This is a genomic window from Achromobacter sp. 46006, assembly GCF_059761975.1.
This window is the reverse complement of sequence record NZ_JCBANN010000035.1, coordinates 17,238-38,779: the sequence shown is the minus strand read 5'-3', so window position 1 is coordinate 38,779 and position 21,542 is coordinate 17,238. Positions and strand designations below refer to the sequence as shown.

Below are 21,542 nucleotides of genomic sequence, written 5' to 3'. Positions count from 1 at the left end.
CCAGAAGCTAGCTACCACCTGGTCAGCCGTCGTACTTCTTGCCCAGGTCACTGAACACCTTCGCTAGGTCATCAGTACCGATCGGCCAATTCTCGCGTGTCTGCGCCGCCATCCGTTCCGACAGGAAATACGCTAGCAAAACAGCCGGCTGATTAAAGAAGTGCCGCTGGCCGTTCTGCTCTTTGATCTTGTCGAAAACATAGCTCTTGTCTCGCAAAAAGGCGTCCAACTGGTCTATGACGTCTGTTGGCAAGAGATCATTGAATGCGTCAATCACGAGCTGGTTGGAGCGCTCTTGGCCCGGCTCCAAACCTGTGCCATCCCTGTAGGCCGTGGCCAAGTAGTCCAACAGACTGCGTTGCGGCTCATCTGCGGCAGCCAAATCACGCATGGCCTGCTCAAAAAACTCATCCGTAGCCTCGATTAGAGCCATGCTCTTCGCCACCGTGCGCTTTACCGACGGCTGCGCAGTAGTCTTCGGCTTGTACAGCGTATCGTGCGTCAACTCGCTGTGAGCATGTTGCAGGAGTGTGCGTATCTGCACTTCACATGCGATCCCTTCCGGGATGGTCACATCTTCAAACGACAGGCCGGCCTTGGAGCGCAGTACGTAATGCACGGACTGGTATGCGAACTCCAACGGTTTCGCCAGCCGCTCGGCTTCGTAGTCCTTGTCTTTGGACCAATCCCAGAATGCGCCACATTCCGGACTCTCAATAATCGAACAGAACTGGTTGATGTGCGTCGTCAGCAGGACGACGTAGCGCATACCGACCTTGTCAGTAATGTCGCCATACGGATCCTTGTAGGCCTTCCCTCGATATAGAGCTTTGTCGATCAAGCTCGTGTCGCCTTTCAGGCGCGGCTCCATCGGCACCTTCAGGAAATAGCCCAACGGTGTCGGAGCAATTGCGGGTACTAGCCGCTGTTCGATTTCCTGACCGATAAGCGAGGCCCAAGCCCTGTACAGGGGCTTGTCCTTCTCCCATCGCTCCAGGATATCTTTCTCGCTCACTCTTGGTCTCGAATATGCGTCCGGACCGTGATCTTGGTCCACTTAGGAATGTTGCCGTGCTCATCCGGATCGCCATCAATGGATTCGAGTCGCACGAGGTTCTCGAATTGATCTGCTGGCGCCGTCAGCTTGATGTCATGGCCAAAGGTCAGTTTGCGCAGCCTCAACTGACTTTGAACCTCGGACAGATCCTTGTGGATCGCCGTGTCCGGAAAATTCTTCTGCTGCATGTATGCCGTATAGGCATCTTGCAACGGAGCATCTCCTAGATAGGCCATGGAAAACGCCTCTACCTGAATCGTAGCCGTCTGGTCCGTTTTCAGATAGGTGGTCAGTGCGTTCAAAAGGTCTATCTTGCGTTCCGCATCGATGTCTGCGTTACGAATGAAATCTTTGGTCAAGGAATGGAACTGCTTGGTCTGGAATGCGCTGTTTGACGGGAAATCCAGCCCGAGGAACGTCTCGCGGAAATAGAGTGCCGCCGACAGTTTATTACTTTGCGTAATTTGGTCATCGAAGAGGAACGCACGCCAGCCGTTGGTAGGCTGTTGCTCGGTAGCAGCATCGGGATCCTGCCGCACAAACGCACCGATCTTGTAGAGCTTCGCCTGGGGCGTGAGGATCAGCTCTTTGAGGTACTCCAGCGTCAGCGTGTTGTTCACCTGCCGCTTTGTAAACCCCCCATGCGGCTCAGCCTTGATGACACACATGAACGGCCGCGACGGATTGCCACACGTGCCATCGATAACCACGACAATCCCTCCTGGAATTGTCCGGCTGGTTTGTGCGGCGGCCAGCTTGCTGGTGATTGCCTGCGACAAATTCACAAACTGCTCGTCGTTCCCCAGGGACTCAACAATTGCCTTGGCAGACTGCCAAGCACTCTCTGGCCCGGCATCGCTGATTGTCATCTCGACGCCGTGAGAGGACCTCCCCAGCGTATTTGTGATGCGATCTTGAAGAGCATCCCTAGCCTCCTGCGGCAAAGTTAGCAGTTGGGTCCCGTAACTGGGTTCTGCGGGCGCTCTGTCTTCTCCGCGAACAAAGACCTCATGGATGATGATTCGACCGATCGACAGATTCTCAAAGGACATGGCTCGTTTCTTTTTTCTAGTTTCTCAGGGGCACTCGATCTAAAACGACAATAAGACACAACCGCAATTTTTTGATACATGCATTGTACTAGTGCTCCTTGATGCCACCTATTGAATCTCAGGTTTGGAGGCTCCGAAGTGCCTAGAAAACTGGGGCGATTAAGTCCTTTGCCTCACACGAAGGTCATTATTCCCACCGGTTGGAGCTATACACACGGCGAGGCATTGATGCCCGCGCCTCCTCGGACCGGAAACAACCTGCGCTATGACCGCCCACGAACTTCAAGGGTGGGAAACAGTGACCAGGAAAAACTCAAAAATATCATATGGTTACAGCGCCGTCCGGTATTTCGTCCCGTCGCCTTTACTTGACTCGCAGGCGGCCAAACCAACGGAGGCGCGGGCTCGGAGACGAGCCGTGGCTCAACTTACTTACCAAACCCTCCTCGACGATCAGCAACGCCAGGTGATCGGCGAGGGCCTCAATGAACAGACCGCCTCGAATCGCGCAACGGCGTTGCGCGGCTTTCTCAAAGCGAACGGCATCCACGTTGACGACGTGGTCGGCGACGAGATGCGAGCCGGTCACAGCGCCGCTCTCGAACGATTCCTGCTGGGCTTGCAAGAGCTGGGGCAGTCTGCCCGAACCGTGTCTAACACCAAGTCGGCATTCCGCCACTGGAAGGACACGGTGATCGCCCATGACACCATCCAAGCGGCGCGCGAAGGCAAGGCCACGCCCTTTCAGTCGACGCTGGCCACACTGCTGGAAAACCGAGCCGCAGCCACTGTTGCCAAGCGAGTCGGCATCCCCCGGGACATGATGTACGGCTGGATCAAGGGCAAGATTCCTCGCGGGAACAACGTGAATCACCTTCTGAGGCTGGAAGCGTTCTTTGGCCTTGAGAGGCACAGTTTGGTGCAGCTGTCAGGCATGCGGCTGATCGGCCAACGCCAGGCGCACGTAGGAAAGGCACCAGCCCCGATCGCCTACCGCACGATCCTGGGCGACCTGGCGCGCCAGATCTACGGTGAGAAGCCGGCGCCTGGATCTCTCCTGCGTCGCCAATGGACCGAATTCATGCGCTACAAGACGGCGGCAGCATTGCCTGCCGGGCTTCAGCGCACGAAGCGGGGAAGGTGGCGGTTCTCGCCGTGCCCGCTGACGGCAATGACGGATGCGAACTGGTGGGCGTTCCTGGATGGACGCGAGGTGGCATCAGCCCGCTACGGATGGGGAAACACCGGGATGTACCTGGGGTGGCTCAAGATGAGCCCGGAAGCCGGTGGCGCGGGCCTGAATCCCTCGGAGACGCAGTCCATGGCGTGGCTTGCTGTGCCTGACTACATCGAGGCCTATCTGGACTGGCGCAAAACACGCTCTGGTCGGCGTAATCAAGGGGCTATCCAGGCGCTAGCCTTCCTGACGGCTTTGGTCCGTCCGCGCTTCGGCTTTCTGCGGCAGCGTCCGGAATGGCAGGCCACGCTGCCTAAGCGCTATCGAAAGGAGAAGTGGGAGGCCATGTGTGATCGTCAGTTCGATCTGCTCGAACAACTTGCCTCGTCGTACTACAACGAAATCGAGGTCTCGCGCGACTCGTTCGAGCCGCTCCGCCACCTCATCGATCAGAAGAACCCCATGGATTCGGTAGCAGACATGATCCAACGAATGCGTGCGGCTCGGCCTGTCGGTGCGGCACCTAGCAAGGAGGCCATCTGGGCTCGCGATTTGGTGCTGATCAAGATCCTTGCGTCCAACCCGCTGCGTCGCCGCAACCTCGCTCATCTCACTTGGCGAGCAGACAACACGGGAGAGCTTTACCAGAAGAGCGACAAGTCCTGGTGGATCAGAATCCCGAAGCACAAGTTCAAGAACTGGTACGGCGCGGCTCAGGATGTGCCTTACGACAGCCCTGTGCACGCGTCAGCCTGGATCGACATCGAGAAGTATCTGTTTACTCTCCGCCCTATCCTGATGGTGGCACCGACTGACCTGGTGTTTCTGACGCGAAAATCGAAAAAGCCTGGCGCCAAGCACACACCTTGGGTCGACATGGGCGCAACGGTCAAGACACTGACCGCCAACTATCTGCCTAGCTGCCACGGCTTCGGCGCCCATGCGTTTCGTCATCTCGCCGCGACATCCATCTTGAAAGCCGACGGCGGCGATTTCAAGACAGCCGCACTTGTACTTAACGATCGCGTTGGCACCGTCGAGAAGCACTATGCATTCTTGCGCAGCGGCGAAGGGTCTACGCGAATGGCGGAGCTGCTCGACAGCGCCTTCAGTCGGATGTGACGGCAGATAGCGGCGGCTTAGACCACGGCCTTTACCTATGGCCGTGCAAAGGCCCCCACCTTTACCGAAAGTGGGGGCCGAGCTCGTCACCAATCAGTCATGGATCAAGATGTGCCGCGCCAACCACCAAGCGGTCGACGGCCTGAGAATATCTTCGACCTGAGCACGCTGATGAAGCAAAACGATGAGTGACTTCACCGGAACAGGCAACTGATCCAGGTCGGCCAACTCAATTCCTGCCTCGGCCGCCGAAGGACTGCCGCAAACGACCGCAAGCCCGGACTCCAACTGCTGCTCCAGCGTAGGCGTCCCCTCGATGAAATCAGCCAGCTCAAGCCGTCCGGCAAGCATAAAGCCAGCGATAGCCGGCATACCGAGATACGCCGCGAACCGCCGCAAATGTTGATCGCTCACTGCATCCATCGCCTTATCGCCGTTCAACAACTGAGACAGGTAGCTCTGACTGACCCCGACGTGAGCGGCCAGCAGCGAAACCGTATGCGAACGTTCACGCATGGCAACTCGCAAAGCGTGCCGGAGCCGAAGGCCCTTATTTCCTTTCTCCATAATTCTTGCCTAATAGAACGGGCACATGCCCACAGGCGTATAGCTAGATGTGGCGCACGATGAGATATTGCCGCCAGCGCAATCCCATTGCCCCCAGCAATAAAGGCTCCATGCCAAGTAGAGACGAGTAGGCTGGAACATATTTTCCCCGCCCCCAGATGATCTACTTTCACCCCAACGCTCTTGACACCTCTGACCTAGGTGATCCGGCAAAACGGCTCCTTCACACAATGATGGCCATCGGAATCGAGTTAGGCGAGAGCGACCACCATCGCGTGGAGGCTGAGGAACTTCTTCGACGAGCAGATCTGCCACGAGAAAGTCGATCGCTAATGCGGGGCCTGCTCATCGAATGCACGAAGGCCTTGGGCTTGCTTGAGCCGGATGACGACAGCGACGACGACGCGCTAGAGGCAAGCTGCCCCGTCTTCCAATATGTCGCCCAAGACCATGATGAAGTGATCTACCGACTGTGGCGGCCCATCTATGGACTTTCGGCGTCAGAACTACAACGCCTGCTTCCTCTACATCCGCACAAGTTTGTTCCGCTTCTTCCGACACGTGTAGCAAACGAAAGTGTGTCATCCAACTCTCATGCCGAATCCGCCCAAGGCTGGCCAGGAAGCAAGGAGATGATCAAGGCCTCAAACTCAAGCCGCATATCCTTGGCAAGCGCAGGAGGCGATAACTCTGACCAACCTATCGACCTGAACGAGGCGGTTCGAACGCTCTGGCGACTCGCTCACGAGGACGGGGACTTAGGCGCGGAATACTGGAACTCAGTCATTAACCTCCTGAGATCAGCAAACTCAATGCGCTCGGAACTGCTGGAGCTTCGACGACGTGAGAATGCACCTAAGGCATGACCGATGAGCAGATCTCAGCGAAGCTGAGCACCAAAGGCAGGGTGACGATCCCCGGCGCCATCCGCGAGAAGCTGTCCCTCAGGCCTGGCGATAGACTCCAATTCGAACTACGTGCAGATGGCACGTTGGAAGCTCGTCTTGCCACAGGGGAAGGCGCGGTGCCCGATGGCGGCAGGGATGACGGCCAAGAATGATCTCCACAGTCGTCCCGGCGCGGCCCGCCTCGGCTTCAAGCGCTGGGGCATGTCATCAGTATCCCCATCCTTCCCTTTTTGACACAGGTTTCACCTATGCCTCGCCCCGATATCCTTGCTCTCGACTTAGAAGGCACGTTAATTTCTAACGCCGTCAGCCAAATTCCTCGACCTGGGCTCAACGAGTTCCTGATTCAGTGCCGTGCGATCTTCCCGAGGATCGTGATGTACACGACAGTGAGCGAAGCGAGGTTTCGTCCAATCGCAGAACTGCTCATTGATGAAGGCCAGGCACCCGGCTGGTTTGCACAAATTGAATACGTGCGATGGACAGGGACCACCAAGGACCTGACCAGGATCCGTGGCGCGACGGTTCAGCAGTGCCTTCTTGTCGATGACTTCGAAGGATATGTCCATCCCGGGCAGCGTGCTCAATGGGTAAGGATCGACTGTTTCGAACATCCTTATGAGCTGTCCGACCAGGGGCTCGCACGTGCATTACTGGAACTGCATCAGCGACTGGGTTGAGCCTTCCGTATGGACTGTTTGGGCGGCCGGATAGGATCTCAATTACGTGATTCAAAACCTGCCGGGCTCAGCCGTCCAAGGGTGGTTCGTCGCTCACAAATACCGCGAAGCAACAAATCCGCGGCAGCCACCTCCGAGATAACCTCAAGCAGACGGGAGACTCCAGTGTTGCTGCGTACGCTGTGCCAGCGAGGAAATGTATATTCATGCTTAAATAAGTGTCTGTTTATTTCTTATTCGATATGTGCTCTGCTGTCGCAGGGACGTTAGCTAGCCGAGAAACGGAAGCATGCAGCCTGTTGAGCTTGAAGTTGGACAATCTAGAATGTTGACTGTACGGGAGATGCTGGCCTACAACTTCTCCATTCCGCCGTTCCAGAGGCCCTACGACTGGGAACTCTCGCAAGTGGAAGATCTGGCCAATGACCTCTTGGAAGCAGATACAAAAGGCATGCCGCTATTCCTGGGTTTGGTGGTGGTGTGTAAGGACGGCCGCGGTGGATACGGCATCATCGACGGACAACAGCGCCTCACGTCAGTAATGCTGGCAATTGCCGCGAGAGGTGACAAACGCAGTGTTTTGCGTCCAGCCGCTACCGGCCTTTCTTCACTATGGGTCGCGCCCCGGCAAGCGGATTTTGACTTCACGCGCGCGCTTGTGGATGGACGTCCGGAGGCTCAGAAAACTCTGTCCCAGCGTCGCCTTTCCGAGGCGTTTGACGCGCTCGCGACCTCTGGCGCAGCTTTTACCGATGAAGCGCTGCTTAATGCGCAGATTATCGTATATATGTCCCCGTCTCTGGCAGGCGCGACGGGCTTGTTCGAACGTATCAATCTGCGCGGCAAGGACGTGTGCCAGTTCGACCTGATCAAAAACAAGCTTATTGAATGGGCGGGAACCGAGAAGAATCCCCAAGTTCGCGAATCCCTCGAGGCGCTCATCACAGGACGGTACAACACACTCTACGAGCATCTGGATGTGATGAGCGAAGCGCAGGCTCTGGATTCCGATAAGCTGCTCAAAGTCCACTGGATCCTGTTTACCGAACATCAATTCAAAAGTTCGGACAGGGTTCTGATTCAGTTCGATGCAGCCCTTAAGGCGTTGACGGACGCAGGTGAGAACCTGGTTTCGTGGATTGAGAGGTATCTGGACACGCTCGTTAAAGTGGCGGAAATCTGGGTAGCTGTGGAACGGCCGTACGAGAAGATGCCACATGACTACGCCAAAGACTTGAAGCAAGCTTTGCTTGATTTCGGTAGGCTGGCACGAGATGCACAATTCCAGCCCGTAATCGTAGCCGCGATCCTGCGTTGGGGTGACAAGGCAGCTCCTCTTGTACGGTTCTGCGAGATCAGCTCATTCCGGGGTGCCCTCGCGCGCAAGAATAGCAACTATGGTCGGTCATACAAATGGCGGGCGGGAAAGCAACTGTTCCAAGGCACCTTAGCGGACGCTCGGGACCACTTGATATCGACTCCAAAGGAGCTGATCCATCAGCTGTTTTGGCATGCGACCCCTTACTGGGATCTGCAAGAGGCAGCTGATCTAGGCGATGAGCTTTCACCAGAACAGAGTGCCGCCGAAGTCTTTCCAGGCGCAGCGCTCGACAGCTCGCATTTTTATGGCCAATACAGGCACATAGTGCATTACATGTTCTGGCACTACGGGAGGTACCTCCCGTATTCGAAGGAGTGGGCTCATTGCACACGTGAGGACATTTCGCCCTTCCAGGACAGTGTCTGGTTCGATGCCGAGGAGCGGTTTACTTCCTGGGATATAGAGCACATTTATCCGCAAAATCCCGATGACCTCGACACCAAGGATGGCAGGCAGCTACACAAGAACATGGCGCCATGGCTTAACCATCTGGGCAATCTAACTGTCCTGCCGGTCCGGGACAACCGGAAAATGAAGAATGCCCCGTTTGTGGGCGAACGAAGCAAATTGGACTGGCTGCGCAGCCAGCGAAAGGTATCGTTCAATGAGTTGCTTTCGTCTTCCGACTATCGGGGCAACCTGATGGATCGTCCGCACTGGGGCGCGAACAATTGCAGGAAGCGCGTTGCTCAGATCCGAAAGGCGGCTGAAGAGTTGTGGGGGCAGCGCGCCATTGTTGAACTGGGTGTGGGTCCTCTTGATGCGAGGTATCGTGCTGACCTGGCCGAAGACTTCGATGACGACGACGAGGTAAAGACGGCTTGATGTCGCCGGCACGCAAGCGCACCAGAGCCTAGCTTCGCGGTGTCTGCGTCAGGCCGTCACATCGAGATCCACCTGTTGCGCGGTCCCGCGCAAGCGACAGTGCAATGGCCCGTGAGCGAGGCGGGCGCATGCATGGTGGCTACGTGAGTGGGTAATCCCCCCGCAATAGCAGGGGATCACCCGCGCAGAGCTCAGAAATGTAGGTGAGAAGCAGAGGACAGTCGCGAACGACGGTTCACGGCCAATTTCGGGTATCCGCAAAACGTTTACGAAGGTCAGGTCCATGACCCAAGAGGCGCAACGCGATGTCGTGCGAGGAAATCATTAGCAATCCCGCGCGGATTGGCAAAGTTGCAATGTTGATTGACTTCCAAGCTGCTAGTGGCAATGCAGTCAAAGCCCTATAGAGCTTTCGTCCAATTTCTGAAAAAATGACCGAGCTATCACCTGATGCTTTCTACGAGCTTCCAGCTCACCTCCGCGGTGAGCTTCTCGCCTTTTGGGGAAAGGCGCACAAAGTGGTCAGCACAAGCGCCGGTTTCTCAGGTGAAATCGTCTTTCTCGATAAAGGCGATGGCGTTTTTCCCCGCCTGATCTGCGCCAAATTCCCACGATGGCGCCAAGAACTCACACCAGCATTACGCGCGGATCGCTTCTTGCGTGAGATCAAGCTGCAAGCAGCGGCTCACTATCATCCAAATGTACATTGGCCGTTTGACGTCATGCTCATCCTCGGAGTGCCAATTGCCTTTTTCCGGTGCTGGGAGGGCGATCTATCCCACTTCATCGAAGATTCTCACTGGGGCGATCTTGGTCGCTTGTCGCTGATAACTCAGCTCACGGCAGGTCTGGCGCACTGCCACGCCCGTGGCTTGGTCCATCAAGACCTGAAGCCGCAAAATGTCTTCGTTCGAGATCTCCGATCGAGCTTTTCGCTGCCGACGACCGATTTGTGGTTGCGCCCCTTAGTCGCGGACTTTGGTAGCGTCAATCTCGCTGCCGCCGTCGGTGAATTCACAGGTTCCCGACCCTATATGGCACCCGAGCAATGGCAGAAGACTGAGCTTGGCGAATGGACCAGCGTGTTCGTACTTGGAATCATGCTCCACGAGATCATGTCGCGCGGCATCCACCCGATAGGCGAGCCCAGCAGCGACTGGCATCATAAAATCAATCCTGGCTTCAATCGCTGGCAGCAGAACAAGCACTGGCGCAAATGGGTTGAGAATGGTTGCCCGATCGCGCAACCGCTTCCTGATCACGATATAGCGGACCTAGTGGCGGCTTGCCTCGCACCGTCCACCGCTGATCGTCCGTCCTTGCACGAAGTCCAGGCAGCGCTGCTCGGCCTGATGCACCAGCGATCCGTCACCGCAGCGAAACAAGTCAATCTTTTTCTCGGCGTGGCCGAGAGCCAGAGCGCAGCAGAGGAGTGGCAGCACTTCAAGGACCGTGTCGAAGGTCTAGAGCGCGCGATCAATGTTCACTATCCGCGAAACGCGGAGTGAGCCTTGTCTCCTGCTGTTTGCTAGCGGCCGGCCGAAGCATGTCGCTACCAAAGTTTGGTGGATGGTAAGCGCCTGCCGAACACACCCTTGACGGTTCTGCTTATGCAGCAGGTTGCCACCGATGCGGCAGCAGCTCAGCGATCTGGCTGTTTTTCTGCGTCGGCAGCCGCGTGAGCACGTCCTTCATATAGGCATACGGGTCGTGCCCATTGAACCGTGCCGACTGGATCAGGCTCATGATGGCGGCCGCGCGCTGGCCCCCGCGCAGCGAGCCCGCGAACAGCCAGTTCGAACGCCCGATCGCCCAGGCGCGGATCTGGTTCTCCACCCAATTGTTGTCGATCGGCGCATCGCCGTCGTCAAGGTAGCGTGTCAGCGCCTCCCAGCGCAGGCGATCGATCTTGTCGTTGAGCCGATTGGGGGTCCGGGCCTCGACCTCGACAGGTTGCGTTCGGTCCGTAGTGTCGAGCGCCGCCAGATAGCGGTGGATGCTCTCCTCAATCTGCTGCTGACGTTTGTCTATCTTGGCGGCTGTGAAGTTCTTGTCGCGCGTGTTGACTGCCTTGAACTTGCTTCCATCAACTGCAACCAGGGCTTGGCTGAATGGCTTGAGATATCGGCATACGGCAACAAACGGCCGTCGAGCCACATCAGTTCGGCGTTGCATTGGCACTCTCACTCAAGTCGACGACTGAACTGGACCCGATTTCGGTAGCCGTAGAGTAGATCTTCAGCAGCACGGCCGGGTGATACGACGGGCCGCCTGTAATTGCTAGCGCTGCCTTCTCAAATCCCAGCGACGCCAGATTGAGCTCGTCGACGAATGCGACGAGATGCGTCGCGCATCGCTTGCTCATCACTGATCGAGTCCGCCAGCTATCACCGCGCCCTCGGTTTCACCGAGCATCCTAAATTTCAGCAACCGCCCCGTCCAATGCGAATCTCTCGTGTGTGTGGACCACCATAAACATATCGAAGACGATCTGTTTTTTAAAAAAAGCGACTCTTTTCGATCGTTTTATCTTCTCTGCCCTTGGCAAATACCGATAATCTGTGCCCGTCACATTACGTAACCCAACAAAATGATCGCATCGCAGCCACCCGATGGTCTGAAACACACACCGAAAAAACAACTCGCTCTCAGCGTCACGGCAGCGCTCCGCGTTGCCGGACTCGCTCATGACGGCAAGCCAAACAAGCTTCGTCAGATCGACGTCATGCGGCGCACGGGGATGTCGCGGACCACGCTCAAACCGCTCCTCGATATAACCGATTCGAGCCAGCGCAACCCCGATCTGTCCACTCTCCAAAAACTGGCCGAAGCGTTGGGAGTGCCCATGGCATTCCTTTTGATGACACCCGACGATTGGCGTGATCTGATAAAGGCGATTGGAGCCCTGACGGACTATCAAGCCGCTGCGCGCGGATTAGTAAGCGACTCTCTGGGCGGCCCAGCGTTTGCGGAAGCCGTTCTGAAGCGCTGCAAGGTCCACCCTGAGTACCCCCCTTTCGGCGCGGCCTATGATGCCCAAGAAATTCAGCGCCTCGACGCCCGTAATGAATGGCGGCGCAGAACCAGTCTCGTGATAGCCGCGCTAGCCCAGCCCGCCGCGCGAGGCGACCAGCGCAAGTTTGCCGACTTGACCGCGCTGGCGGCAGCTCTGGCCAACGAAATGACGCCGTTCAATCCCAGCGGCTCAACCCAATTCCAAGACAATTAATACATCTGCTATGACTTCCTTGATCTCAGATCCCGATCTCGCACAGGTACTTGACGGCGCCGACAATGACGATCTCGCCGTACTGATCGATCACCTCACCGACAAGGGCGAAGGAAGGGTCTCGCTTTCCTCGACAGCGTGCAAGAAGCTGGTCGACGCGAAATCGGCTGGATTCGTGGACGCTGCTTGTCGAGCCTTGATAGCCGAAGAACTGCAACGCTTTGGCGGAAACTCGCTTTTCAATCTAATGCGAGGCGGCGCTGGAGTTCCCTACAAGGAAGTGCTCTGCGACGTGGCTAGTCACGTTAAGGCCCGGTATTCGGCCAAAAGTGACTGCACACAGATCGAAGTCGCCATCCTGGAAGCGATACTGGAGCAGTCGCTGGACAAGATGAGCGAGCAGGAAAAAGCGCGGCTGTTCGCCGAATTCGGCAGCACCTACATCCCTGGCACCGGACCAACAGTAATGGCGGCGCTACAGGTTGCGATCAACGCTTCCGGCTTTGGTGCATATAAGCTCGCAGCGGTTGTGGCCAACGCCATTGCCAAGGCCATTCTGGGACGAGGCTTGGCCTTTGGGGCCGCAGGCGGACTAATGCGAGGAATTAGTGTGTTCTCCGGGCCAATCGGATGGGCCATCACCGCGATTTGGACCTTGTTCGATCTTGGCAGCCCGGCGTACCGGGTGACGGTGCCTTGCGTTGTTCAAATTGCCTACATGCGTCAGAAGGCCTCCTATCGCAGATGCCCGACCTGCGCGGCAACCGTTGAAATCGGCAAAAAGTTCTGCGGCGAATGTGGCAGCCCCCTTCGTCAGCTGCTCCCAGCGGCCTCGCAACCAAACTGAAAGAGGAATGCACATCATGTTGGTCATCATCTCCACGCCGCTGCGCATTGTGGCGTCCTACGCGATTGCCATGGCAATTGGAGCTCTTCTAGCCCGTCGCGGTTTCGACGACCAGCACGCCGTCGACTAGCGCCCGGACGTCCCAATCTGACGCATAGGTCCAGGACACCAGCAACCATTCCAATCTCGCAAAAACAAAATGAATTCCAATCCCTTTACCAAAGAAATCGAAACGCTGGAGCGCAACTACGAGAAGACCAGAAGAGAGTTTCGCCGCTGGAAAACGGAGCTCACTTGGTTCGAGAGCCTGGACCTCGACCAAGCCGCTGGCGAGCTTTTGCTCGCCCAACGAATGAATGCAGAAAGCCAGTCGCGGCTAAGCATCATGAGTCAAGGCCTTGTCGACCTGGAGTTGTCGGTGCAACGCCTGGAGGAAGAGGCCGGCATGGGAATCGACCCGCGCCACTGGTTCTCCTCGGAACGTGCCATCGCAAAGAGGCAACTCGCTGCGATGCAACAGAAGCTGGCGGCCGGGAAAGAATCGGCAGCGCGTATGGAAGCGGCCATCTCGAAAGCCGGCGAGAGCTGTCGTGCGATCCGTGATGAGATTGAAAAGGCACGGATCTTCGACCCTTTGCTTGCGCAGTCGGCGATCGTCGCGCTTCAAGCGATCATGGATGGGATTTCCCCCCAGTTGGCCGCTTTGCGTCATCGCAGCGAAAAATTGGACGAGACCTTAGCGGAGCCACAGCAACGCTTATACGACGAGGAAACAGAGCGCGCTCGGCTCCAGACTCGATTCGAGCTCGCAGAGACCTTCGATAACGAGCTCAGCAAGGCTTCGAACAGCTACGACAAACGACAGATACACTTGAAGTGCGGCAGTTCGTTGGGAGACGAAAGTCCCAGCACCGTCATGCAGGAGACCCGCAAGGGCCTGCGTCGAGTTGATTCCAACATCGAGAAGCTTCGAGCTCGGATTGCCGAGCTTGTAAGAATCGCCAGCAGAGATGTTCGAAACCTCGTTATCGACGGCAGCAACCTTTGCTACGAAGGAGGAAATAGATTCGTCGGTCTGGCCGCGCTTAAAGCCATCATTCCGATTCTCGCAGAAGCCTATACGGTTACGCTGATTTTTGACGCCAGTATTCGTCGCAAACTGAAGTTGCGCGACAAGGAAATTGCAGCAGCTTTTCCAGATGCCTCCCAGGTGCATGTTGTTGCGAACAAGTGCAAAGCCGATGAGCTCATCCTGGATGTCGCCGGCAATGACCATTACACCTTTGTTATCAGCAATGACCGGTATGCAGATTTTCCTGAAAAGTCTGCAATTAAGGAAGAGCGCGTGCTACGACACGAAATTGTTGGCCCGATGGTGCGAATCTATGACCTACGCATCGCCGCGCCTTTCGAGACGAAACTGGATGCGGCAGCAGCCTGAAGCAGGCCGCTCGGAAAACAGACGTCGATCAATGTGCACTCATTTGTAAGAAACGAAGATGCCCTGTTAGAAAAACACCTCGATAGCCTAGGTGGCCGTTCCGCATTTTTGGACGTCGGGCATCTCGACGCGGCATTGAATGGCACCCCTTGAAAATAAAAAGCAGTAAAAACATCGCCTTATTTCCCTCTTGCCGGCATTGAATGCGATTGCATAATGGCATCTCTGATACGGAGGAGGGGGTGATGGACTTCGGTAAGCGGGATGAAGCGCTACAAAAGAAGGTGTTAGATGCATTATGGAAGCGGCACCTCATCAATGTGAACAAGGAGATAGGGACCGCATACTTTCAGGCTGAGGTCGAGGACAAGATTCATCCGAGTGTGACCCTTACCCGCGAAGAAATCAGGAAAGAAACCGGACGAGTAAAAATCAGAGCTGTGGTGATTGATGACTATGAAAAGGCGCTGCGTCGCCCGGGCTACGACGTATTTCGGGCGAATATCGACACACTGCTCATCTGCATGGCTCCCATACGTACCTCGAAGAACGAATTTGGCTCGCTGGCTGAGTTAGAAAAGCAAAACGAAACCGATCTCACCGAAAACCCACAGCTTGCCGATCCGCCCTACTAACATGCCATCAGGTAAGAATGCGGCGCAATCCTTGTCGCCACCTCCCTACTCCTCTCCACAAGCCGGTCGACCGCGAGCATGAACGAGCGCGGCGATCATTTCCAAATGAATATACAAAGTGAGAACTGAACGCATGCGGGTAGTCGTTGCCGGAGGTGCGGGATTTATTGGTGCCGCCTTATGCCAGTTTCTGGTGACGTCCGGCCACACCGTCATCTGTGTAGATTCCCTTCAAACCGGAAGACTTGAAAATCTCGCGGGCCTCCTCGCGCAAGAGAACTTCGTCTTCATCCAGCAGGATATCGTCCAGCCACTGAACATCGAACCTGTCCACCAGATCTACAATCTGGCCTGTCCAGCATCGCCAGTGCATTACCAGCATGATCCAGTTGGGACTATCGAAACCAACGTACTAGGGACGCGCAATTTGCTCGCGCTGGCCCAGCGGTCCCAAGCTAGGTTCCTCTTGGCATCGACCAGCGAAGTCTATGGCGATCCTGAGCAAAAGCCCCAGCGCGAGGATTATCGCGGTAATGTCAACACAATGGGGCCGCGCGCCTGCTACGACGAGGGCAAGCGCTGCGCTGAGGCGCTGGCCTACGCGTACTGGGCCCATCACGCTGTTGACGTACGCGTAGCGCGGATATTCAATACCTATGGTCCTGGGATGCAGGTCGACGACGGGCGCGTCGTCAGCAACTTCATCGTTCAAGGATTGGCCGGCGAGCCGGTACGCATAGATGGTGATGGATCGCAGACGCGTTCCTTCTGCTATCGCGACGACATGGTGGATGCCCTCGTCGCACTAATGGCGAGCGACTGCACCACGCCTGTGAACCTGGGCTCGGACCAAGAGATCTCGATCTCCGACCTTGCGCTACAGGTCGGTGCAGTCTTGGGAGAGCCCCTCCACATCACCCATGCACCTGGGCGTCCGGACGACCCTCAGGAACGATTACCCGATTTAACGAAATGCCGACAGCTCCTGGGCTGGCAAGCCCGTACGCCGCTGGCAGTCGGACTTAGAAAAACCGCGGAATACTTCAAAACGCTCGCTGAGGTGTCGATTGCCTGAATACGTACTCGCAGGCGCCTCCTGCATCGAGGACATCCCGTATTTGCTAGATGCTGCCGACCGTGTCGGCGCGTCGGTTTGCCTACTCGAGAACGGCGCCATGTACGACCATATCCCGGCGCCCCACCGGCATCTTGTGACGCGTGCCGAATCTCTGCCTGACCTCCCTGACCTGGTGTTGCCTCTAAACGAGTTCTGGGTATCACAGGCCGGACTTCGCCGTGTATCAAACATTCCGACGAGCGCGCTGTGCGCCAGCCGCTCCAAGCATTATCTGTCCGAGCGCCTAGCGCAATGGGGCCTGCACCATCAATCCAGGCGTTACCTGGACGCACAGGCTCCCCCTTACCCGACGCACTATCTGGCGCGCCTGGACGCGGCCTATTCCGGCTATGGCATCGTCCGACACATCGAACTCGGCGAGTTCGATCCGGAGAGAATCGCCGTCGCGGTTTTGGCGCAAGAAACAGCCAGCATGCGCACAATGCTTGGCGGCGCCACCGCCCGCGTGGTCGTCGAAGACTATCTTCAAGGCGACGAATTCAGCGCGGACGTACTCGTGCGAAACGGTCACACTGAAGTACTTAGGCTGTTCCGGAAGATCGTCGTCTGGAAAAACGGAAGACCAGTTTGTGACAGCTATATCGCCATGCCCATGGCGTCAGCGTCGACAGAGGAAATTCGCCGCTGGTGCCATGCTCTCTTTGGCGACCAGGCTACCAGCTTTGGGCACTTCGACTTTATCGTCGCACACGGGAGGATGATACCTATCGACTTCTCATGCCGGCTCGGAGGTGGCATGGATGCGATCAAGCAGTACGCTGGGATCCGCTGCTATGCAGCTGCCGCGCTGTTCAACGCACCAGCCTTTTTCCCGCCTTATACGGTGCAAAAGAATATCGTGCTGACGGGCGGCGGACACATCACCGGGGTGCAGTGCAGCGTACCCGAAGGCTATCGCCCGACGCTGCGCAAGCGGGCCGGCGACCTCGTGCCGCCGAACACGGGTAGCGCCAATGCCAGAATCGCCGAGGTCTGCTTCTCCGCCCAGGACCTGCAAGATGCAATGGCGCGGGCCGAACAACTCGATCGCATGGTGGTAGCCGATGTCTGTCATTGAATCACGACAACTTGCCCTGCTGCTGCACGACTACTTCAGTATCCGCGAACAGCAGTTGCCCATTGAGTGCCTCGCTGACAGTCTAGATGCCATCAACAGCTTGGAAAGCCTGATCGCGATAGATAAAGATGTTTCGCACATCCTCTGGAGAGTTGTTCCGCAAGTCGTCATGCATAAATTCGGATTGGAGAGCTTCAAAGCATTTAGATCCACGCACAACCTAAACAAGACCTTCATCTTCGTCCATCCGGCGCATGTGGAGTGCATCACTGCACTGCGGCACGAATTGGAGAAGCGCTGGCGCGTCACTTCGATGGAAAGCCGGCCACTTACACGGAAGCTGGTGTCCGACCTATATGGCGGCTATCAATGGCACGCATCCTACGCTGCGGGCTGCGCGCATCGGGGCGACTACGGCAAGCCGTCCACGTTCCTCCTGCTGGACCCGATGACGCCGGAAGACACGAACAACCTGACCAAATATAAAAATGAAAACCGCAACCGGCTCTCTCCGAAGATCGTCATCGGCGCCGCCCAGTTGCAACTGCCGATGAATGCGATCATCCAGGCATTCCATTGCCCAGATGCCATTGAAAATGTCCGGCAGATGATTAATCTCGGCCTGGTTCACCTAGAAGACCTGCCGGCATGAGTATTAGGATAATCGGCACGCACAGTGGCCACGACGCGTCAGCCTGCCTGCTTATAGATGACGCCCTAGTCGGGGCGATATCCAAGGAGCGATTGACGCGCAGCAAGCACGACGGCGGAGATCCGTCGATATGCGTCGACTATCTCCTGGAATCTTTTGGTCTCTCTGCGTCGGACATTGATCTCGCTGTGCATAGTGCCTGGCATGATGCCCCCACGCAGCTTCTGCATGCGGACAGTCGGTTCGCGCGCAGCGAAACCACGTTCCAGCATCATCTGCTTCACGGCTATGCAGCCAGCGTCATGACACGAGGACGTCCCTCCATCGTCCTGATCACTGACGGTAGGGGATGCAGGCCGGAAGACAATGGCGAGACAGGGCAAGACGCCGGTCTCTACGAAGTCGAGTCGGTGTATCTCCATGAAAGGGGCGAGCTGCACGAACTCGAAAAACGCTATAGGCCCTATTTCAAAAATCGGTACCGATGGGGTTCACATATCGACAGCCTGGGCTACGCTTACGCTGCGGTTAGCAAGAAAATATTTGGGTCCACGCATGCCGCCGGAAAGGTCATGGCTCTAGCCGCCTTCAGCGAACAGGGTGCTGTAATTCCCAATCCCTATAACTACGACGCTCATCGTACGTTTTCGGTAAATCCTGAATGGTTGGCGTTTCTGGAGCGCTGCCCCGACTCCATTCCCTGGCAGACGCCGCTTGCGGCCGATCTGGCGAGCTCCGTGCAACGGGGGCTGGAGGACTATCTGCACGTCCGCAGCGAGTATCTATCCGCGAAGTACGCATGCGGCGATTTTCTACTGGGCGGTGGTGTTGCTTTGAACTGCAAGAGCAACGGCCTGCTTGCCAACTGCTCCTGGATGCGCAGCATCGACATATTTCCCGCCTGTGGAGACGAAGGCTTGGCCGTGGGCGCCGCGGTCTGGGCGCTTCGGACACGGTTCGGGATTGATACGCCGATCAACTGCGGGGTGTCGCTCGGCGCCCCTTATCCCGTTGCGAGGGAGACTACCGATGCCCCGGCGCGAATCGCTCACTTGCTTGCCGAAGGAAAAATAGTCGGTGTCCACCACGGTGGCTCCGAATTCGGACCCCGCGCGTTGGGTTACCGGTCCATCCTGTCGCCGGCCAACGATCTGGCATTCAAGATTCGGCTAAACATGCAGATCAAGCGGCGCGAGCCATTCCGCCCTTTCGGCGGCATCGTGCTGCGACGCAACTTGCACGAGCTGACGCGGGATGTCCTGGCGGGCCCCAATATGCTTTCGGCCGCCAAGATCATCGACGGCGCACGCGCCGCATACCCGGCCTTGGCGCATGTGGACCATAGCGTCCGGCTTCAGGTCGTGGAAGACGATGGCGGCCTGCTGCACGGAGTCCTCGATGAATACGAACGCGTGACCGGCCGCATTGCCCTAATCAACACTTCCTTTAACGGTGCGGACGAGCCCATTGTGGAAACTCCCTCCCAGGCTGCCCGGTGCGCAGCCGCCATTGGCTTGGACTACGTCTACGTAGGCGGGTCCCTGGAGAAGATTCATGGCTAGATTGGGCATCGTGACCTATATGCGCGCCAATGAACACTTGACACGGGACCTAGTCGAAATCGGGAACGCCCTGCGCAGAGACCATCCCGACCTAATAATGGAGATCTATCACGAGACCGGCGCAACGCTACCTTCCTTAACCGCAGATTTCGCCATTCGCACACATCATACTGACGGCACGAAATACCGAAAGCTGCTGCATGCCCTGCACGAAAGCGACTATGAGTACCTCCTCAGCCTGGACAACGACATCAAGGCCAACATTCCGGGATTGATACGGCTTGTTGGAGAGACCTTAGCCGGTAGCTATGATCTTGCCTGGGGCAGAGTCAGCTCTCGGCAGGTCAACAACTTCACGTCGCATCTGGTCCAAGTGGACAAACTGATCTCTCACAATCTGCTCAGGCCGCTGCTGTGGCGGCTGAATTTGGGTGTGACGATCCCCGGACAGTGCTTCCTGCTGAGAACCGCCGCGTTCAAGAACAGGCTATCCCGTACGGATACCTATTTAGATGATCTCTCGATCGGCGTGTACGCTGCGCGGAACAAACTGCGCTATCGCTACAGCCATGAAATCGTGGCGTTCGAGTTGCCGTCTTACTCCTTTTCCGCGCTATGGCGGCAACGAGCCCGGTGGGCCATGGGATTCCGCCAGACGCTGTCCTGCCCACAACTGACCGCGTATGACAGACGCCTGCTTTGGGTCCACGCTAGCGTCTATCACCTGCTACCTATGCTCCACTGCATTTTTCTTGCTGCGCTAGGAGCACAGCATCCCATTCTCGGCTTCGCCTGGCTGGGACTGATGGCAGGCGTAATTGCGATGCGACGCCCCCGCTCGATCGCCGCGGCAGCAGCTTATCAGCTGATCTTCCCAGTCTTCCATATGGGTTGGCTCATTCATTTCATCAAAGCGAAAAAGTGATACTAAAACCGGAAACCGATTTGAAGGCCGAGATCCTTACACGAGGCGTTGTGTTCACGCCGGCCGCGCTGGACTTCGCCGCTAGCGTCAATGCGAAAGGACAGAACCTTGTCTACAACGCTCCAAAAGGATATACCGCCGGACGCCCGCAGGAATTATTCCTTGCCGGTGAGGATGAGTACGTGACTGTGGTTTCCTGCGTATCCGCACACGGGCATCGTGAACCAGTCACTGTGGACGTATCTGGAAACGGAGAAGTCCATTGTCGCCTAGGCAACGTGGTCATTTCGCGTGAGGTCGACGTGAGTTTCGTGAAGCAGCCTGAGTATTACCGGAAACAGCTAAGCAACGGTGACTTCGCGCAGAAATACATCTCCGCTTGCGGCTACGATGAGTTGAATATCATCCCCTGGAAGGGCTGCTTGATATCGAGCGTTTGCCATTTCTGCGGTGTGAACAATGTTGCGGTGAAGAACCCGAGCGATGCATTGCACGCGGCCCATATGAGACGTAATTCATCGGCGTGGGACTCGGTTCGTCAGGACTACTTGAGCGCGCTATCCGAGTCCATCGACCACGCCCTGCGAGCGGAGTGCTATTCCGAGCATATGCACGTGATCCTTATCTCGGGAAACCTACCCAATGATCAGCTGGATTATCAAGCGGACATCTACTGTGACATCGCCGCGCATATCAAGGATCAGGTTTCGCCTAAATCCAGCGAAGGTATCGTCGCGGTCATTACGCCGCCACACGATATGGGCCGACTGGAGAAATTGAAGGACTCCGGGGTGAGTATCGTTGTGTTTAATCTGGAAGTGGGAAACGATCCGTGGTTTACCAAATACTGCCCTGGCAAGAGCGCGTTGGGGCGCGACTTCTTCATAGACCGTTTAAAGCATGCGGCGACAATTTTCGGACGCGGAAAATCATGGACTAATTTCGTCCTTGGCCTCGAACCCACTGACAGATTGCTAGCGCTTTGCGAGGACCTCGCCAAACACGGCGTCGTATCTAGCGCCAATGTCTTGCACGTGGACGAAGGAAGCCGGCTCGACTGTATCCCTCCGACAAAGGAAACAGTCGTTCACTTCTTCAGCGAACTGTCCAACATAAATCGCCGGTACGGCTTCGATGCATTTTATTGCTCCAAAGCGCTAAGGACGAGTCTGTCCAATGAAATGCAAGATGGACGCTTCAACTGACGATTGAGGCCCAGACACGATGCCACCATCATGGGTGGGCGTTAGCCCCCCGTTACCGAGGTCATGGAGAGGTTGAACTACC

At 56.6% G+C, this 21,542-nt stretch carries 18 protein-coding genes and 2 pseudogenes; 15 read left to right on the top strand and 5 right to left on the bottom strand.

Features of this window, described 5'->3' with window-relative positions; genetic code table 11:
- Nucleotides 1-22: 22 nt before the first annotated feature.
- Entirely contained in the window at nucleotides 23-1,015 is a 993-nt protein-coding gene (locus AC6LKG_RS17110) for a GTP pyrophosphokinase (RefSeq protein WP_498166158.1), read from the bottom strand.
- A complete protein-coding gene (locus tag AC6LKG_RS17105; RefSeq protein ID WP_498166156.1) occupies nucleotides 1,012-2,109 on the bottom strand; it encodes a nucleoid-associated protein in 1,098 nt (365 codons plus the stop codon). Before AC6LKG_RS17105 ends, AC6LKG_RS17110 begins: the two co-directional genes overlap by 4 nt.
- 418 nt (nucleotides 2,110-2,527) lie before the next feature.
- Here AC6LKG_RS17105 and AC6LKG_RS17100 point away from each other — a divergent pair, with 418 nt between their 5' ends.
- Nucleotides 2,528-4,408, top strand: coding sequence for a site-specific integrase (locus AC6LKG_RS17100; protein ID WP_498166154.1), 1,881 nt, complete (start codon nucleotides 2,528-2,530; stop codon nucleotides 4,406-4,408).
- A 93-nt stretch (nucleotides 4,409-4,501) separates the two neighbouring features.
- Here the strand turns inward: AC6LKG_RS17100 and AC6LKG_RS17095 are convergent, their stop codons facing one another.
- On the bottom strand, nucleotides 4,502-4,924 hold the full coding sequence (locus tag AC6LKG_RS17095) for a hypothetical protein (RefSeq protein WP_498166152.1): 423 nt from the start codon (nucleotides 4,922-4,924) through the stop codon (nucleotides 4,502-4,504).
- Nucleotides 4,925-5,837: 913 nt separating this feature from the next.
- Here AC6LKG_RS17095 and AC6LKG_RS17090 point away from each other — a divergent pair.
- From AC6LKG_RS17090 to AC6LKG_RS17075, 4 genes are all read left to right on the top strand, one after another.
- Nucleotides 5,838-6,035: an AbrB/MazE/SpoVT family DNA-binding domain-containing protein gene (locus AC6LKG_RS17090; RefSeq protein WP_498166150.1), complete on the top strand. Its 198-nt coding sequence runs from the start codon at nucleotides 5,838-5,840 to the stop codon at nucleotides 6,033-6,035.
- A 96-nt stretch (nucleotides 6,036-6,131) separates the two neighbouring features.
- Nucleotides 6,132-6,563: an NIF family HAD-type phosphatase gene (locus AC6LKG_RS17085; protein WP_498166148.1), complete on the top strand. Its 432-nt coding sequence runs from the start codon at nucleotides 6,132-6,134 to the stop codon at nucleotides 6,561-6,563.
- Between the two features lie 289 nt (nucleotides 6,564-6,852).
- Entirely contained in the window at nucleotides 6,853-8,769 is a 1,917-nt protein-coding gene (locus AC6LKG_RS17080) for a DUF262 domain-containing protein (protein ID WP_498166146.1), read from the top strand.
- Nucleotides 8,770-9,200: 431 nt separating this feature from the next.
- Complete coding sequence (locus tag AC6LKG_RS17075) at nucleotides 9,201-10,277, top strand: protein kinase domain-containing protein (protein WP_498166144.1); 1,077 nt, start codon at nucleotides 9,201-9,203, stop codon at nucleotides 10,275-10,277.
- 100 nt (nucleotides 10,278-10,377) lie between these two features.
- On the opposite strand, the pseudogene AC6LKG_RS17070 reads toward AC6LKG_RS17075, so the two are convergent.
- Both AC6LKG_RS17070 and AC6LKG_RS17065 read right to left on the bottom strand, forming a co-directional pair.
- Nucleotides 10,378-10,749: pseudogene (locus AC6LKG_RS17070) on the bottom strand (transposase domain-containing protein); the annotation flags it as partial.
- Nucleotides 10,750-10,955: 206 nt separating this feature from the next.
- Nucleotides 10,956-11,101, bottom strand: a pseudogene (locus AC6LKG_RS17065) (IS5/IS1182 family transposase); the annotation flags it as partial.
- A 258-nt stretch (nucleotides 11,102-11,359) separates the two neighbouring features.
- On the opposite strand from AC6LKG_RS17065, the gene AC6LKG_RS17060 reads away from it, so the two are divergent.
- The 10 genes from AC6LKG_RS17060 to AC6LKG_RS17015 all read left to right on the top strand — a co-directional run bounded on the left by AC6LKG_RS17060 (nucleotide 11,360) and on the right by AC6LKG_RS17015 (nucleotide 21,460).
- Nucleotides 11,360-11,998 carry a helix-turn-helix domain-containing protein gene (locus AC6LKG_RS17060; protein WP_498166142.1) on the top strand — a complete coding sequence of 213 codons (639 nt, stop codon included), beginning with the start codon at nucleotides 11,360-11,362 and terminating at the stop codon, nucleotides 11,996-11,998.
- 10 nt (nucleotides 11,999-12,008) lie between these two features.
- Nucleotides 12,009-12,845: a YaaW family protein gene (locus tag AC6LKG_RS17055; RefSeq protein WP_498166140.1), complete on the top strand. Its 837-nt coding sequence runs from the start codon at nucleotides 12,009-12,011 to the stop codon at nucleotides 12,843-12,845.
- Between the two features lie 199 nt (nucleotides 12,846-13,044).
- The gene (locus AC6LKG_RS17050; RefSeq protein WP_498166138.1) at nucleotides 13,045-14,286 is read left to right on the top strand and encodes an NYN domain-containing protein; all 1,242 of its coding nucleotides are present in this window, start codon (nucleotides 13,045-13,047) and stop codon (nucleotides 14,284-14,286) included.
- A 245-nt stretch (nucleotides 14,287-14,531) separates the two neighbouring features.
- Nucleotides 14,532-14,921, top strand: coding sequence for a hypothetical protein (locus AC6LKG_RS17045; RefSeq protein ID WP_498166137.1), 390 nt, complete (start codon nucleotides 14,532-14,534; stop codon nucleotides 14,919-14,921).
- Nucleotides 14,922-15,054: 133 nt separating this feature from the next.
- The gene (locus AC6LKG_RS17040; RefSeq protein ID WP_498166135.1) at nucleotides 15,055-15,996 is read left to right on the top strand and encodes a GDP-mannose 4,6-dehydratase; all 942 of its coding nucleotides are present in this window, start codon (nucleotides 15,055-15,057) and stop codon (nucleotides 15,994-15,996) included.
- On the top strand, nucleotides 15,989-17,116 hold the full coding sequence (locus AC6LKG_RS17035) for an ATP-grasp domain-containing protein (RefSeq protein ID WP_498166133.1): 1,128 nt from the start codon (nucleotides 15,989-15,991) through the stop codon (nucleotides 17,114-17,116). The genes AC6LKG_RS17040 and AC6LKG_RS17035 overlap by 8 nt, the downstream gene beginning before the upstream one ends.
- Nucleotides 17,103-17,768, top strand: coding sequence for a hypothetical protein (locus tag AC6LKG_RS17030; protein ID WP_498166132.1), 666 nt, complete (start codon nucleotides 17,103-17,105; stop codon nucleotides 17,766-17,768). Before AC6LKG_RS17035 ends, AC6LKG_RS17030 begins: the two co-directional genes overlap by 14 nt.
- Nucleotides 17,765-19,330, top strand: a complete 1,566-nt coding sequence (locus tag AC6LKG_RS17025; protein ID WP_498166131.1) for a carbamoyltransferase C-terminal domain-containing protein — start codon at nucleotides 17,765-17,767, stop codon at nucleotides 19,328-19,330. The genes AC6LKG_RS17030 and AC6LKG_RS17025 overlap by 4 nt, the downstream gene beginning before the upstream one ends.
- A complete protein-coding gene (locus AC6LKG_RS17020; protein WP_498166130.1) occupies nucleotides 19,323-20,255 on the top strand; it encodes a glycosyltransferase family 2 protein in 933 nt (310 codons plus the stop codon). The genes AC6LKG_RS17025 and AC6LKG_RS17020 overlap by 8 nt, the downstream gene beginning before the upstream one ends.
- On the top strand, nucleotides 20,252-21,460 hold the full coding sequence (locus AC6LKG_RS17015; protein WP_498166182.1) for a radical SAM protein: 1,209 nt from the start codon (nucleotides 20,252-20,254) through the stop codon (nucleotides 21,458-21,460). Before AC6LKG_RS17020 ends, AC6LKG_RS17015 begins: the two co-directional genes overlap by 4 nt.
- Nucleotides 21,461-21,542: the final 82 nt, after the last annotated feature.

What these genes read in the sequence shown, in the direction of transcription:
- AC6LKG_RS17105 (WP_498166156.1), bottom strand. Translation starts at nt 2,109, where the DNA reads ATGTCCTTTGAGAATCTGTCGATCGGTCGAATCATCATCCATGAGGTC.
- AC6LKG_RS17095 (WP_498166152.1), bottom strand. Translation starts at nt 4,924, where the DNA reads ATGCGTGAACGTTCGCATACGGTTTCGCTGCTGGCCGCTCACGTCGGG.
- AC6LKG_RS17090 (WP_498166150.1), top strand. Translation starts at nt 5,838, where the DNA reads ATGACCGATGAGCAGATCTCAGCGAAGCTGAGCACCAAAGGCAGGGTG.
- AC6LKG_RS17085 (WP_498166148.1), top strand. Translation starts at nt 6,132, where the DNA reads ATGCCTCGCCCCGATATCCTTGCTCTCGACTTAGAAGGCACGTTAATT.
- AC6LKG_RS17080 (WP_498166146.1), top strand. Translation starts at nt 6,853, where the DNA reads ATGCAGCCTGTTGAGCTTGAAGTTGGACAATCTAGAATGTTGACTGTA.
- AC6LKG_RS17075 (WP_498166144.1), top strand. Translation starts at nt 9,201, where the DNA reads ATGACCGAGCTATCACCTGATGCTTTCTACGAGCTTCCAGCTCACCTC.
- AC6LKG_RS17060 (WP_498166142.1), top strand. Translation starts at nt 11,360, where the DNA reads ATGATCGCATCGCAGCCACCCGATGGTCTGAAACACACACCGAAAAAA.
- AC6LKG_RS17055 (WP_498166140.1), top strand. Translation starts at nt 12,009, where the DNA reads ATGACTTCCTTGATCTCAGATCCCGATCTCGCACAGGTACTTGACGGC.
- AC6LKG_RS17050 (WP_498166138.1), top strand. Translation starts at nt 13,045, where the DNA reads ATGAATTCCAATCCCTTTACCAAAGAAATCGAAACGCTGGAGCGCAAC.
- AC6LKG_RS17045 (WP_498166137.1), top strand. Translation starts at nt 14,532, where the DNA reads ATGGACTTCGGTAAGCGGGATGAAGCGCTACAAAAGAAGGTGTTAGAT.
- AC6LKG_RS17040 (WP_498166135.1), top strand. Translation starts at nt 15,055, where the DNA reads ATGCGGGTAGTCGTTGCCGGAGGTGCGGGATTTATTGGTGCCGCCTTA.
- AC6LKG_RS17030 (WP_498166132.1), top strand. Translation starts at nt 17,103, where the DNA reads ATGTCTGTCATTGAATCACGACAACTTGCCCTGCTGCTGCACGACTAC.
- AC6LKG_RS17025 (WP_498166131.1), top strand. Translation starts at nt 17,765, where the DNA reads ATGAGTATTAGGATAATCGGCACGCACAGTGGCCACGACGCGTCAGCC.
- AC6LKG_RS17020 (WP_498166130.1), top strand. Translation starts at nt 19,323, where the DNA reads ATGGCTAGATTGGGCATCGTGACCTATATGCGCGCCAATGAACACTTG.